The following is a 14,180-nucleotide window of genomic DNA, read 5'->3' on the forward strand; positions in this document are numbered from 1 at the left end:
ACTCGGACGAATAACTGGATGCTAGCGAAACGGAAGAAACACTTCCAATAGCTTATTGAGTGCGGGCCATACCAAGATCGTATATCAAGCCCGCAGCGGCTTACGCAGGCCGGCGATAGTGAGGATAGATGGCGGCTGCGGCATCGCGCAGCGCGAGCAGCATCGCATCGGCGCCAGGCGAGAGCTGGTGTCGTTTGCGCGTCACAATGCCGAACGAATCCATGCTGACACCCAGGTCGAACGGCAGCACCGTCATCAGGCCCGCCTCCAGATACGGCTGCACCGCGTCCGCAGGCAGCGCGACGATCATGTCATTGCTCATGAGGAGACTGGCAACGACGGGCAAATCGAGGGTCTCGACGGTTTCCGCGGGCTGCTCCAGGCCATGCGAAAGGAACAGCGCCGTCAGGCGGTCGCGCAGGATGCTGCCGGCGGGCGGCAGTATCCAGCACTGCTCCATCAGGTCTTCCAATTTCAGGTCGGTGCGTCCGGCCAGCGGATGGCCGGCGCCCGCGATCAGCAAATGCGGCTCGTCGGTCAGCGGTTCGAAATTGAGTTCGTCGGCGGCCGCCGTGTCGAGAATGCGGCCTACCACCAGATCCAGCTCGCCGCTGCGCAGGCGCTCCACCAGTGCTTTGCTGGTCGACATGCTGACCGAGACATGCACCCGCGAGTGGCGCGATTTCAGCAGATTGATCGCCTTCGGCACCAGGCCGGTGGCCGGCGCCAGCACGGTGCCTATGCCCACGCGCCCGCGCAAGCCGGACAACAGCTCCATCACTTCCTGGTGTGCCGCGTCCATCTCCGCCAGCGCCGCGCCGGCGCGCCGTATCAGTACTTTCCCGTACCAGGTCGGCGCGACGCCGCGCGACAGGCGCTCGAACAACTGAACGCCCAGCGCGTGTTCAAGCTCGCCCAATAATTTGGACGCGCCGGGTTGGGTCAGGTTGGCGGCTTGCGCTGCATGCGCAATCGATCCATGCCGGCCCAATTCGACCAACAACACCAAATGGCGGGTTTTCAGGTGGGAGCGGACGAAGCGATCGGAGCTTGAATCAGTCATAAGGGTGATTTTCTGGATCGCCCATCATAAGGGCGCGCCGATGCAGCGTCAATCACCGTGGCGCGGACGTTGGGAATCGGCGACTGCCGCAGGGCCGTCATCGAACGGGGTGTCGGCCATGCCCGGCGCCAGGCCCTCGGCCACGCCGGGCGGCAATCCATACAGGCCGCCGCGCGCGCCCAGCAACAGCAGCTGCTTCAAGTCGGCGCCGCCGAAGGCCATGCTGGCCACCGGCTCGCGCGCCAGTTCGATGCGCTGGCGTGGATGGCCGTCGGCGTCGTACTGCGCCAGCGCCCCGCCCTGCACGCTCCACAGCATGCCGGCGCTGTCGACGATGGCCGCGCCCCGCTCCGGCGCCGGTGCAAACATCCGCACATCGCTTACCTTGGCGCGCTCCGCGTCATAGGCGCACTGCATGATGCCGCCCCTGGTGGCGTCGGCAAAGTACATGCGCGCGCCGTCCACGCTGAAGGCGATGCTGCGCGCCGTGACCACCACCGGCAAAGCCAGGCGGCGCAGCCCGTGGCGGGTCGAATACTGGTAGAAGCTGCCGATAGGCCGCTGGTCGGCGCCGGTGTTAGCGGTACCAAAGACAAAATTCCCGTGCCGGTCGGTGCGTCCGTCGCTGATGACGGTGCGCGCTTCGGCGGCGTCGATGGTCGCCAGCACCTGCGCCTGGAGCGGACGGCCGACCTGGCCGGCGGCCGGCAGCTCCACCATGCCGAGGCGCTTGCCCAGGCCGAGCAGAACCCTCCCGGAACGGCAGCAGGCGATCACGCCGGCGCTTTCCAGCAGGCGCACGCCGCTCGGCATGCTGTCCTGCGCGGGCCAGGCGTACAACTGGCCGCCTTGCGGGTCCGGCCAGCGCCAGCAGGCCGCCTGGGCGTCCCAGCGCAGCGCGCATCCGGCCTGGCCGACGCGTACCAACATGATGCCGGGCGTGGTAGCGAAGGGCGTACTGAGTTGGCTCATGCTGCGGGGGCTCCAGATAGATGACGTGACCGCACCAGTCTAAGCGGACCTTTCCCCTCGCAGATATGAATAAATCGCCCGCTGCCATGCCGATATCGAATACCTGCGAGCCCCCGTCCCAGCTATGCGATATTGATATGCCTACTTACGAATTAATCATATTTCCAGTCTAGCTGGCAGGCTTAGACTGGACGCTGTTCCTGAACTCACTCTCCACACCTATGAAAATCATCAAACTGACGACCTACCGTGTACCACCGCGCTGGATGCTGCTCAAGATCGAAACCGATGAAGGCGTCGTCGGCTGGGGCGAACCGGTCATCGAAGGCCGCGCACGCACCGTGGAGACGGCGGTACAGGAAATGGAACCGTACCTGATCGGCCAGGACCCTTCCCGCATCAACGACCTGTGGCAAACCATGTACCGCGCCGGCTTCTATCGCGGCGGCGCCATCACGATGAGCGCCATCGCCGGCATCGACCAGGCGCTGTGGGACATCAAGGGCAAGGTCTTGGGCAAGCCGGTCTACGAGCTGCTGGGCGGCCTGGTACGCGACCGCATGAAGATGTACAGCTGGGTGGGCGGCGACCGTCCTTCCGACATCATTGACCACATCAGCAAGCTGCGCGAAGGCGGCTTCGACACCTTCAAGATGAACGCCACCGAGGAGCTGGGCATGCTGGACACCGCAGCCGCCGTCGACAAGGCGGTCGAGCGCGTGGCGGAGATCCGCGCCGCCTTCGGTAACAGCATCGAATTCGGCCTGGACTTCCACGGCCGCGTGGCCGCGCCGATGGCCAAGGTGCTGCTGCGTGAGCTGGAGCCGTATCGTCCTTTGTTCGTCGAAGAGCCGGTGCTGGCCGAGCAGGCCGAATACTATCCGCGCCTGGCAGCAACCACCTCGATTCCGCTGGCGGCCGGTGAGCGCATGTACTCGCGCTTCGAATTCAAGAACGTGTTCCATGCCGGCGGCCTGTCCATCGTGCAGCCGGACCTGTCGCACGCAGGCGGCATCACCGAATGCCTGAAGATCGCCTCGATGGCGGAAGCCTACGACATCACGCTGGCGCCGCACTGCCCGCTGGGCCCTGTCGCGCTGGCGGCCTGCCTGAGCGTGGACTTCGTGTCCTACAACGCGGTGCTGCAGGAGCAGAGCATGGGCATCCACTACAACAAGGGCGGCGAGCTGCTCGACTATGTCCTCAACAAGGAAGACTTCCGCATCACCGACGGCTACATGAAGCCGCTGACCAAGCCTGGCCTGGGCGTGGTGATCGATGAGGAACGCGTGATCGCCGCCAGCAAAAATGCGCCCGACTGGCGCAACCCGGTATGGCGTCACGCCGACGGCAGCGTCGCCGAGTGGTAATCATGGCAGGCCACACGCCCTACATGCCCTTTGGGTTACGCCGCCATTCGATCGCCGCGCTGATCGCGGGCGTCCTGGCGGGTACCGCCAGCGCCGATACGATGTTATCCATCGACGCCAGCGCGGCCACGCCAGCACCGAAAGCGGCAGCGCTGCGCATGGGCAGTTCCGTTGCACCCAATGGCGACAGGCTGGGCGCCAATGCGCGCTACCTGACCCGCAACGGCGCGCCGTGGCTGCCGGTGATGGGCGAGTTCCATTACAGCCGCACGCCCGCTTCGCAATGGGAAGCGGAGCTGCGCAAAATGAAGGCCGCCGGCATCGACATCGTCACCAGCTATGTGATGTGGAACCACCACGAAGAAATGGCGGGTAAATTCGACTGGCAGGGTAACCGCGACCTGCGCCGCTACGTGCAGCTGGCCGCCAAGGCCGGGCTGGATGTGGTGGTGCGCGTGGGGCCGTGGGCGCATGCGGAGGTGCGCTACGGTGGCGTGCCGGATTGGGTGGTCAACACCATGCCGACCCGCTCCAACGATCCGCAGTACATGGCGCTGGTGGAGAAGCTGTATGCGCAGATCGGCGCGCAGCTCAAGGGCCAGTTCTGGAAGGATGGCGGCCGCGTGATCGGCATCCAGCTGGAAAACGAATACAACATCGATGGCCCCGGCCAGGGCGCCGCGCACATCGCCGCGCTGAAGAAGCTGGCGCTGAAGGCGGGCATGGATGTGCCCTACTACACCGTCACTGGCTGGGACGGCACCATCTATCCAACGGGCGAAGTGACGCCGGTGTTCGGCGGCTATCCCGACGAACCCTGGGGCACCAGCACCAAAGAGCTACCGCCAAAAGAGACTTACGCATTCCGCTTCGATACGCGCGTCAGCGGCGATCTGGGTGCGCAGACCGCCGCCCACGCGCCCGGCACGGCGGAGACGGACAAGGACGTGACGCCTTTCCTCGGCGCGGAATACGGCGCGGGCTTGCCGTTCATGTACCGCCGCCGCACGGTGGTGTCGGCGGACGATATCGCGTCGATGCTGCCGGTGCAGCTGGGTTCCGGCGTGAACCTGATGGGCTACTACATGTTCCACGGCGGCCGCAATCCGACTGGCCTGGGCGGCACATCGATGGAAGAGAGCACCCTCAGCGGCGGCTACAACGACACCACCATGATCAGCTACGACTTCCAGGCCCCGCTTGGGCCGGATGGCCAGCAGCGCAAGGTGCTGGAGAAGCTGCGTCCCTTCCATCTGTTCCTGCACGATTTCGGTTCACGCCTGGCGCCGATGACGGTGCGCAAGCCGGATGCGTCACCCGCCACGCCGGACGACCTGAAGACGGCGCGTTTCGCCGTGCGCAGCGAAGGCGATCGAGGTTTCCTGTTCGTGAACAACCACGTGCGCCAGTATCCGATGGCGCAGCAGCAGGCCACGCAGTTCTCGGTCAAGCTGCCGGGCCAGACGATCACGCTGCCCGCCACGCCGGTCGATATCGCCGACGGCGCCTACTTCATCTGGCCGCTGAACCTCGATCTCGACGGCGTCAACCTCGCCTATGCAACGGCGCAGCCATTGGCCTTGCTCGACCAGGGCAAGGCCGGCGTGGTGGCGGTGTTCGGCGCCAGCGCCGGCGTGCCGGTGGAACTGGCGTTCGACGCCGCGCTCGCACCGCAGATCCACGCCGGCAGCGGACAGCTTGCCGTCACTGGTGGCCGCGCACTGCTCAGCGGCGTGCAGCCAGGCGCCGGCGCGGCGCTGACCGTGCAGCGCGCCGGCAAGCGGCCGCTGACCATCGTCGTGCTGACGGCCGAACAATCACAGCAACTGAGCGTGGCGGAACTGGGCGGCCAGCGCCGCCTGATCCTGAGCGGCCAGCAGGCCTACGTCGCCGAAGGCGCGCTGCAAATGCGCTCCGCAGGCAGCAACAAGTTCCGCTTTGCCGTCTACCCTGCGCTGAGCGGCAAGCCGACAGCAAGCACCGGCAGCCCTGCGTGGTCGACCGCGGCGCCCGGCGGCAAGAACGCCACGGACAGCCACAGCAAGCCTGCGGCCGAGGAGCGCGTCACCCTGCGCGCAGCCGGCAACAACGGCATCTTCCAAACCTTCGAAGCCGAACTGCCGGCACGCGATCTGAAAGCCAGCGTCACGCCGACGCGCGCGGCGCAAGAAGCGGCGCCCATCGTCATCGGCGGCGGCGCGAAAGCCGCCATGCAACCGCTGCCGGAAAACTTCAAGGCCGCAGGCGCCTGGCAGATCAACATCCCGCGCGAACAGCTGCGCGGGCTGGACGACGCCCTGCTGCAAATCGACTTCGTCGGCGACATCGGCCGCCTGTACTCGGGCACCCGCATGCTGGACGACTGGTACTACAGCGGCTACCAATGGCAGTTCGGCCTGCGCCAGGCCAGCGCCCTGCTCGACCAGCCGCTGACCGTCTCCGTGCTGCCGTTGCGCGCCGACGCCCCCATCTACTTGCCCAAAGAGGCGAGACCCGACTTTGCCGGCAAGGCCCAAGTAGCCGCCGTCCGCAGCGTCAGCGTGATACCCGTGTATCAGCTGCGCGTTACGCCATAAACAAAAAAATACAAACACTGGAGACCCACCATGAAACGTACCCTGCTCGCAGCCGCCACCCTGTGCCTGATGGCCGCAGCCCACGCCGCCGAACCGGTCAAGATCGGCTTCCTCGTTAAACAGGCCGAGGAGCCTTGGTTCCAGGACGAATGGCGCTACGCCGAACAGGCGGCGAAGGAAAAAGGGTTCGCTTTGGTGAAGATCGGCGTGCCTAACGGCGAGAAGATGATCGCCGCGATCGACAACCTGGCCGCGCAAAAAGCGCAGGGCTTCGTCATCTGCGCGCCCGACGTCAAGCTGGGCACCGCCGTCGAACGCGCCGCCAAGCGCAATAACATGAAAGTGATCTCGGTCGACGACCGCCTGGTCGACGGCAGCGGCAAGCCTATCGCCTCGATCCCGCACATGGGCATCTCCGGCTACGCCATCGGCAAGCAGGTAGGCGAAGGCATCGCCGCCGAAATCAAGGCGCGCAAATGGAATATGGCCGACGTGGGCGCGATCCGCGTCGCCTACGACCAGCTGCCGACCGCCAAGGAACGCACGATGGGCGCGGTCGATGCGTTGAAAGCGGCCGGCTTCCCGGTGGCGAACATCGTCGATGCGCCGCAATCCAAGACCGATACCGAAAGCGCCTTCAACGCCGCCAACATCGCGCTGACCAAGAACGCCCGCTTCAAGCACTGGGTGGCGGTCGGCCTGAATGACGAAGCGGTGCTGGGCGCGGTGCGCGCCGCCGAAGGCCGCGGCATCAAGGCCGACAACATGGTCGGCGTCGGCATCGGCGGCGCCAAGGCCGCCGAAAACGAATTGAACAAACCGGCGCCAACCGGCTTCTATGGCTCGGTGATGATCAGCGCCAAGGAGCATGGCTACCAGACCTCAGTCAATATGTACAACTGGATCACCGGCAAAGGCGTGCCGCCAGCGGAAGTGCTGACCAAGGGCATGCTGATGACCCGCGCCAACCAGGCCGACGTGCGCAAGCAAATGGGTCAGTGACATGACCGCGTACCTGCAGTTTGACCAGGTCAGCAAGGTCTTCCCCGGCGTGAAGGCGCTCGACGGCGTCAGCTTCGCCGCGCACGCCGGCCAGGTCCACGGCCTGCTGGGCGAGAACGGCGCCGGCAAGTCCACGCTGCTGAAGATCCTCGGCGGCCAGTACAAGCCTGACGGCGGCCGCCTGCTGGTCGACGGCAAGGAATGCCGCTTCACCAGCGCCAAGGATGCCATCGGAGCCGGCATCGCCGTGATCCACCAGGAGCTGCAATACGTGCCCGAGCTGACCGTGGCGGAGAACGTGCTGCTGGGCCGCATGCCCACCCGTTTCGGCCTGCTGGACAAACCGAAAGCCCACAAACTGGTGGCCGAGAAGCTGGCCGCCATCGGCGTCGACCTGGCGCCGGACGCAAAGCTGGCCGACCTGTCGATCGCGCAGCGCCAGATGGTCGAGATCTGCAAGGCCATCATGCAGGACGCCCAGGTCATCGCCTTCGATGAACCGACGTCCAGCCTGTCGCACCGCGAAACCGAAATCCTGTTCCGCCTCGTGAAGGAACTGCGCGCCGACGGCCGCACGCTGATCTACATTTCGCATCGCCTGGAAGAGCTGTACGCGCTGTGCGACGCCTGCACCATCTTCCGCGACGGCCGCAAGATCGTCACCCACAACGTGATGGCCGACGTGCCGCGCGAGCGCCTGATCAGCGACATGGTGGGCCGTGAACTGAGCGACATCTACGACTACCGTCCCCGCGCACTCGGCGAAGAACGCCTGAAGATACAAGGCCTGAAGGGCAAGCATCTCAGTGGCCCACTGCGCGGCCCGCAAAGCTTCTCCGTGCGTAGCGGCGAGGTGCTGGGCTTCTTCGGCCTGGTCGGCGCCGGCCGCAGCGAATTGATGCGCCTTTTGTACAACGCCGATGCGCGCAGCGCCGGCAACGTGGTGCTCGACGGCGCGACCGTGTCGACCGCCGGCCCGTCCGCCGCGATCGCCGCCGGCATCGTGCTGTGTCCTGAGGACCGCAAGGAGCAAGGCATCCTGGCCACCGCCTCGGTGGCGGAGAACATCAACATCAGCGTGCGCCGCCACGACCTGCTGGGCGGCCTGTTCCTGCGCCACAAACGCGAAGCGGCGCTGGCCGAGGACTTCATCGCCCGCCTGCGCATCAAGACGCCCAACCGCCAGCAGGAGATCCGCCTGCTCTCCGGCGGCAACCAGCAAAAGGTGATCCTGGCGCGCTGGCTGGCCGAACCCGACCTCAAGGTGCTGATCCTCGACGAGCCGACGCGCGGCATCGACGTCGGCGCCAAGAACGATATCTACCGCATCATTCACGAAGTCGCGGAGCGCGGCTGCTGCGTGATCGTGGTGTCGAGCGAGCTGCCGGAAGTGCTGGGCATCTCGGACCGCGTGATCGTCATGCGCGAAGGCGAAATCTGCGGCGAGCTGTCGCGCGCCGACGCCAGCGAAACCGAGGTGCTGCGCCTGGCGCTGCCCGATTCGATCTCGCCCGCCCTCGCCGCCAACCACATTGAAACGCCCGCACTTCCTACCCGGAGCATCGCATGAACGTCTCACAATTGAATCCCGCCGCCAAGCCTGCGGTGTCCCAGGCCCAGCGTCAGTGGCTGGTTGAATACAGCATGCCGCTGGCCTACGTGCTGCTGTTCGCGGTGCTGGCCGTCACCGTCGAGAACTTCTTCTCGCTGACGAATGTGGTCGGCCTGATGCTGTCGGTGGCGCAGATCGGCATGGTGGCCTGCACCATGATGCTGTGCCTGGCCTCGCGCGATTTCGACCTGTCGGTCGGCTCCACCATCGCCTTCGCCGGCGTGCTGGGAGCCATCGTGCTGGAACAAAGCGGCAGCGTGCTGCTGGCGGTGGGCGCAGGCCTGGTTGCCGGCGCGCTGATCGGCGCCTTGAACGGCGTGCTGATCGCCTACCTGCGCGTCAACGCGCTGATCGCCACGCTGGCGACCATGCTGATGGTGCGCGGCCTCGCCTTCATCGTATCGAAGGGCCAGGCGGTCGGCATCAGCAACGACGCCTTCATCAACTTCGGCGACACCCGCATCTTCGGCCTGCCGCTGCCGGTGCTGGTGTGCGCCTGTTGCTTCCTGGTGTTCGGCGTGCTGCTGAACCAGACCGTCTTCGGCCGCAATACGCTGGCCATCGGCGGCAATCCGGAAGCGGCGCGGCTGGCCGGCGTGCGCGTCGAGCGGCTGCGCGTGTGGATCTTCCTGCTGCAAGGCCTGGTCACCGCTATGGCGGGCCTGATCCTGGCCTCGCGCATCACCAGCGGCCAGCCGAATGCGGCGCAGGGGTTTGAGCTGGATGTGATTTCGGCCTGCGTGCTGGGGGGCGTGTCGCTCCAAGGCGGCAAGGCGCGCATGTTCGGCGTGCTGATCGGGGTGCTGATCATGGGAACGGTGGAAAACGTCATGAACCTGCTGGACGTCGACGCCTTCTACCAGTATTTGATGCGCGGCGTGATCCTGCTCGCCGCGGTGCTGCTGGACCAGCTGAAGACCCGCGGCGAGCGCCGTTGATCCCCCCGAACCACTGGGGTCGGACCCCGAACGGGGTCCGCCCCCGCTCTGCCGGGGTTAGCTGGCCACACCCACCAGCTGCACGCCTGCGCTGCCGCCCGTGATGGACGCGGTCAGCAAATCGGCAAAGGTGTGCATGCGGTCCACCGTCCAGGTGGCAGCCATATCGTACGGGCTGCTGCCCTGGTCGGCATGCGCCACCAGATCAGCGAAGTTGATCGCGGCCACCTGCTTGCCGCTGGCGTCGACCAGGTCCACCTCGCTGAAGTTGGTCTTGGCATAGTCGGCCACCGTGAACTGCGCGTAGGACTTGCCGCCATCGACATAGTTGATGACCAGGTCGGAGCCGTCGATGTTGGCCTTGACGTGATCGGCGGCGATGGTGACGCTGCTGAACAGCTTGTTGCCGGTGAACTTCAGCACGTCGTTGCCGCCAGCCACTTCATGCACCGTATCCTTGCCGTCGCCCATGGACATCACATAGGTGTCCTTGCCGGCGCCGCCGTACAGGGCGTCGTTGCCCATGCCGCTGTACAGGGTGTCGTCGCCGGCGCCGCCGAACAGGCGGTTGTTGCCAGCGTACTTGTAGCCCAGCGTATAGGCCAGCATGCCGGCGATGAAGAAGTCGGCGCCTTTGAATTCGCTCAGGTGCAGATTGACGCCCAGGTATTTACCCAGCCAGTTCACGCCGTCGCCGCTGGCGTTGGACGCCGTCTTCAGCGCGCTGCCCATCCAGTCGGTGGCATCGGCCAGCGCCGTGCCGACGTCGGCATCGGCCACGTAGTTGACGCCGCTGCTGATGCCGTTGACGGCCGTGGTCAGGCCGCTCTTGCCGCCGTCGAGCGCGGACTTGAGCGGCGTGGCCACGTCGATGCCGGAAGTGGACAAGCCGGTGGTGCTGGAGATGCCGGCCAGCGCATCGTTGACGACGCTGTTCAAGCCGTCGGCCAGCTTGCCGCCGCTGGCCGTGGCCTTGGCCAGCTCGGCCTTGATGCTGTCCGCCACACCGGCCCAACCCTTGCTGATCTCATCCGTGAGGGTGGTGTTCAGATACTTGGTGATGGCGTCGAAGCCCTTGCCCGCGTCGGTCCAGGCCGCGTTCAGGGCGTTGGCCTTGCCCACCAGCAGGTGATCGATCACGCCCCAGCCCAGGCCCATCATGGTGTCGTTGCCGTCGCCGCCGCCGACGTAGCTGCCGGCATTGGTGGCGAAGATGGTGTCGTCGCCGGCGCCGCCGACGATCACATTGCCCACCAGGTTGAGCTTGCCCAGGTCGCCCTTGGCCAGCGCGCCGTACTGCGAGCGGATGAAGTTGGCGTTCATCGCCGCGCCCACCCAGTCGCCGGCCGACTCGTAGTCGTTCTCGACGATGGCTTCGGCCGCGTTGAACACGGTGATCTCGGCCAGGCCGATGATGGTGTCGTTGCCGGCGCCGCCGATGGCGATGTTGTTCTGGCCGGACGAGACGATCAGGTCGTTGCCGTTGCCGCCCATGCCGATGGTGGTGGTGCCTGCAAGGATCATGGTGTCGTTGCCGTCGCCGGCGTGCACGAAGTTCATGCCGGTGTCGATGCTGACCTTGGTCGAGCTGGTGGTCTGCGCCTTGTCCGAGCCTTCCACCGCCTCGGTGGTCGTGCTGGAGTAGCTCAGCTTGCTGCTGCCGTTGAGCACGACCAGGAAGTCGTCGCCCGAATCGGCCAGCACCACGTTGTGGTCGCCATAGACCACGGCCGTGTCGTTGCCGGCGCCGGTCCAGCCCACGTTGAGCTGGGTGCTGCCCTTGGTGGTGCTGGTGGTGGTCTGGTTGCTGCCTTCGGCTTCGTTGGTGGTGGTGCTGGTGTTGCCGCCGCCGTAGCTGACCATGACCAGCACGTCCTTGCCGCTGCCGCCGATCACGGCGTTGTCCTTGCCGACCACGGTTTCGACGTTGTTGCCGTCGCCGGCCACGATCAGGTTGCCGTTGACGTTGACCGACTTCGATACCGTGCCGAAGGCCAGCGCCGTCAGCACGTCGTCGCCGCTGCCGCCTTCGATCAGGTTGCCCTTGCCCAGCGCGGTCACCACGTTGTTGCCGTTGCCGGCCGACACCACGTTGTACGTGCCGATTACGGTGACGACGTCGTTGCCGGCGCCGGTGACGATGCCGGATTTGCTGCCGATGGCGCTGACCACGTCGTTGCCGGCGCCGGTCGCCACCAGGTTGTTCACGCCCAGCGCGGTGGCCACGGTGTCGGCGCTGCCGCCGATCAGCACATTGTTCTTGCCGAAGGCCGTCATCACGTCATGCCCGCTCTGGCCGGACGCCGCGCCCGACAGGCCGGCCTTGGCCACCAGGTCGGTGGCGGCCACGCCGGCGGTGATGGAGTCGACCAGGCCGACGGCGGTGGCGGCGGTTTCCGCGTAGTTGCCGGTGGCCAGCAGGTTGTTGGCGCCCACGGCCGTGACCGTGTCCGCGCCGGCGTCGCCCCACACCACGTTGCGCGCGCCGAACACGGTGACCGTGTCGTTGCCGCTGCCGCTCCAGACCACGTTGTTGGCGCCGATGCCGGTCACCACGTCGTTGCCGCCGCCGGTGTAGACCACGTTGGTCGAGCCGATGGCGCTGATCACGTCGTTGCCGTCGCCGTGCGCCACATTGCTGCCGATGAAGGCGGCCACGGCCTTGGTGGCGCCGCCGGCCGCGCTGCCCAGCTTGGCGGTGACGTCGGCCAGGCCATCGCCCAGGCCGGTCACGATGACGTTGACCGAACCGGCCGCCGTCACCACGTTGTTGCCCGCCGTGTTGACGACGATGTTGTTGCCGCCCAGCGCGGTGGTGACGTTGTCGCCGCCGTTGGCCAGTACGATGTTGTTGCCGCCGGCAGCCGTCACCACGTCCTTGCCTGCGCCGGTGTAGATGACGTTGTTGCCCCCCACGGCCACCACGATATCGTTGCCGGCGCCGCTGTTGAGGGCGGCAGCCAGCTTGGCGCTGGCGTTGTTGATGGCGGTGGCGGCCGCCTTGCCCGGCACAGCGTCGGTCAAGACCTTGGCCAGTCCGCCGGTGGCGGCCTTGACCATGCCGCCCAGTTCGGTCAGCACGACGTTGGCGCCGCCCAGCGCGACCACGGTGTCGCCGCCCACGGTGGTGGCCACCAGGTTGGCGCCGCCCACGCCCACCAGCGTGTTGCCGCTGCCGTTGGCCAACAGCACGTTGTTCACGCCCACCGCCACTTCGGTGTTGCCGCCCTGGTTGCTGACCAGAGCGTTGCTGTCGCCCAGCGCCGCCACCCGGTTGCCGGCGCCGCCGGTGTAGGCGATGTTGAGCAGGCCGCCCAGCACGATGTTGCTGCCGCCGCCGTCGTCGATCACCACGTTGGCGCCGCCGCCGGCGACGATGTTGTCCTTGCCGTCGCTGGCGGTGATGCCGTTGGCGCCGCCCAGTGCGACCACGACATCATTGCCGCTGCCGGCGTTGATGACGTTGGCGCCGCCCACGGCCTGCACCTTGTCGTTGCCGGCGCCGGTGCTGATGATGTTGGCGCCGCCGGCGGCGGTGACCGTGTCCCAGCCGGTGCCGGTGGTGACCACGTTGGCCGCGCCGTTCACCGTGACGTTGTTGTTGCCGTTGCCGGCCTTGACTTCGTTGGCGCCGCCGTTGGCCTTGATGGTGTCGTCGCCGGCGCCGGCCGTGATGTGGTTGTTGCCGCCGTCGGCGGTCACCGTGTTGGTGCCCTCGCCGGCGTCGATCACGTTGCTGGCCGCCTTGACGGTGATGCGGTCGTCGCCGCCGCCGGTGCTGATGACGTTGCTGGCGCCGTCGGCCGTGACCACGTCGGCGTCCTTGCCGGTGTTGATGACGTTGGACGCGCCGCCGGCGCTGATGACGTTCCAGCCGTCGCCCGCGTTGACCGTGTTGGAGCCGCCGTTGACGGTGATGTTGTCGTTGCCGCCGTCGGTGCTGATGGTGTTGGCGCCGCCGTTGGCCGTGATGGTGTTGTCGCCGCCGTCGACGTCGATCTTGTTCCAGCCGCCATTGGCCGTCACGCGGTCGCTGCCGTTGCCGGCGGTGATCTCGTTGTAGGCGCTGTTGATGGACAGGCTGTTGTTGCCGTCGCCCAGGTCGACGTCGGCCGCCGCGCCGGCCGCCACCGTCACCGAATCGTTGCCGGCGCCGCCCGTGATCTTGTTGTAGACGCCGACATCGACGCGGATGGTGTCGTCGCCGTTGCCGCCGTCGATGCGGTTGTAGCCGCCCACGCGCACGATGATGGTGTCGTTGCCGTCGTCGCCGTACAGGTTGTTGTAGGCGCCGGCGTTGACGGTGATGGTGTCGTTGCCGCCGTCGCCGTGGATGATGTTGGCGCCCAGCGAGCTGGCCGTGTAATTGTTGTCGCCGTTGCCCAGGCTTTTCTTGGTGTAGCCCAGCTCGCTGATCTTCTTGGCGGCCGCCGCGATGTCGTTGCCGACCGCGTCGAAGGCGTCGCCGATGCCGTTCAGGTCGCTGCCCAGGTCCTTGACGGTGTCGCCGACCTTGTCGACCACCTTGACGATAGGTTTCACCACGTTTTTCTTTAACCAGCTGCCGATACTCATCTTTACCCTTTGTTTATGGTTTGACACACTTGCATTAAATCAAGGGAAAATGACAGCTTGGCAAACAGAACG

General features: G+C 66.2%; 8 protein-coding genes. 5 read left to right on the forward strand and 3 right to left on the reverse strand.

Annotated features, from left to right (window positions below; all coding sequences use genetic code 11):
- Window positions 1-100 precede the first annotated feature (100 nt).
- Both V6M89_RS10775 and V6M89_RS10780 read right to left on the reverse strand, forming a co-directional pair.
- On the reverse strand, window positions 101-1,063 hold the full coding sequence (locus V6M89_RS10775) for a LysR substrate-binding domain-containing protein (protein WP_116990545.1): 963 nt from the start codon (window positions 1,061-1,063) through the stop codon (window positions 101-103).
- 48 nt (window positions 1,064-1,111) lie between these two features.
- Complete coding sequence (locus tag V6M89_RS10780) at window positions 1,112-2,035, reverse strand: SMP-30/gluconolactonase/LRE family protein (RefSeq protein ID WP_332853183.1); 924 nt, start codon at window positions 2,033-2,035, stop codon at window positions 1,112-1,114.
- A 221-nt stretch (window positions 2,036-2,256) separates the two neighbouring features.
- On the opposite strand from V6M89_RS10780, the gene dgoD reads away from it, so the two are divergent.
- Genes dgoD through araH form a run of 5 tightly spaced genes read left to right on the forward strand, consistent with a single transcriptional unit; the run spans window position 2,257 to window position 9,533 of the window.
- Window positions 2,257-3,405, forward strand: a complete 1,149-nt coding sequence (gene dgoD, locus V6M89_RS10785; RefSeq protein ID WP_332853184.1) for a galactonate dehydratase — start codon at window positions 2,257-2,259, stop codon at window positions 3,403-3,405.
- Between the two features lie 23 nt (window positions 3,406-3,428).
- Window positions 3,429-5,981, forward strand: a complete 2,553-nt coding sequence (locus V6M89_RS10790) for a beta-galactosidase (protein ID WP_332853185.1) — start codon at window positions 3,429-3,431, stop codon at window positions 5,979-5,981.
- A gap of 30 nt (window positions 5,982-6,011) precedes the next feature.
- On the forward strand, window positions 6,012-6,983 hold the full coding sequence (locus V6M89_RS10795) for an arabinose ABC transporter substrate-binding protein (protein ID WP_332853186.1): 972 nt from the start codon (window positions 6,012-6,014) through the stop codon (window positions 6,981-6,983).
- A gap of 1 nt (window position 6,984) precedes the next feature.
- Window positions 6,985-8,553 (forward strand): L-arabinose ABC transporter ATP-binding protein AraG, encoded by a 1,569-nt coding sequence (gene araG / locus V6M89_RS10800; RefSeq protein WP_332853187.1) that lies wholly within the window; start codon window positions 6,985-6,987, stop codon window positions 8,551-8,553.
- On the forward strand, window positions 8,550-9,533 hold the full coding sequence (gene araH / locus V6M89_RS10805; protein WP_332853188.1) for an L-arabinose ABC transporter permease AraH: 984 nt from the start codon (window positions 8,550-8,552) through the stop codon (window positions 9,531-9,533). The genes araG and araH overlap by 4 nt, the downstream gene beginning before the upstream one ends.
- Window positions 9,534-9,590: 57 nt before the next feature.
- On the opposite strand, the gene V6M89_RS10810 is transcribed toward araH, so the two are convergent.
- Window positions 9,591-14,075 (reverse strand): beta strand repeat-containing protein, encoded by a 4,485-nt coding sequence (locus V6M89_RS10810; RefSeq protein WP_332853189.1) that lies wholly within the window; start codon window positions 14,073-14,075, stop codon window positions 9,591-9,593.
- Window positions 14,076-14,180: the final 105 nt, after the last annotated feature.

Source organism: Duganella sp. S19_KUP01_CR8 (assembly GCF_036688705.1).
Taxonomy (GTDB): domain Bacteria; phylum Pseudomonadota; class Gammaproteobacteria; order Burkholderiales; family Burkholderiaceae_D; genus Rugamonas.

Excerpts from the sequence above, each read along its gene's own strand:
- V6M89_RS10775 (WP_116990545.1), bottom strand. The coding sequence starts at position 1,063 with ATGACTGATTCAAGCTCCGATCGCTTCGTCCGCTCCCACCTGAAAACC.
- V6M89_RS10780 (WP_332853183.1), bottom strand. The coding sequence starts at position 2,035 with ATGAGCCAACTCAGTACGCCCTTCGCTACCACGCCCGGCATCATGTTG.
- dgoD (WP_332853184.1), top strand. The coding sequence starts at position 2,257 with ATGAAAATCATCAAACTGACGACCTACCGTGTACCACCGCGCTGGATG.
- V6M89_RS10790 (WP_332853185.1), top strand. The coding sequence starts at position 3,429 with ATGCCCTTTGGGTTACGCCGCCATTCGATCGCCGCGCTGATCGCGGGC.
- V6M89_RS10795 (WP_332853186.1), top strand. The coding sequence starts at position 6,012 with ATGAAACGTACCCTGCTCGCAGCCGCCACCCTGTGCCTGATGGCCGCA.
- araG (WP_332853187.1), top strand. The coding sequence starts at position 6,985 with ATGACCGCGTACCTGCAGTTTGACCAGGTCAGCAAGGTCTTCCCCGGC.
- araH (WP_332853188.1), top strand. The coding sequence starts at position 8,550 with ATGAACGTCTCACAATTGAATCCCGCCGCCAAGCCTGCGGTGTCCCAG.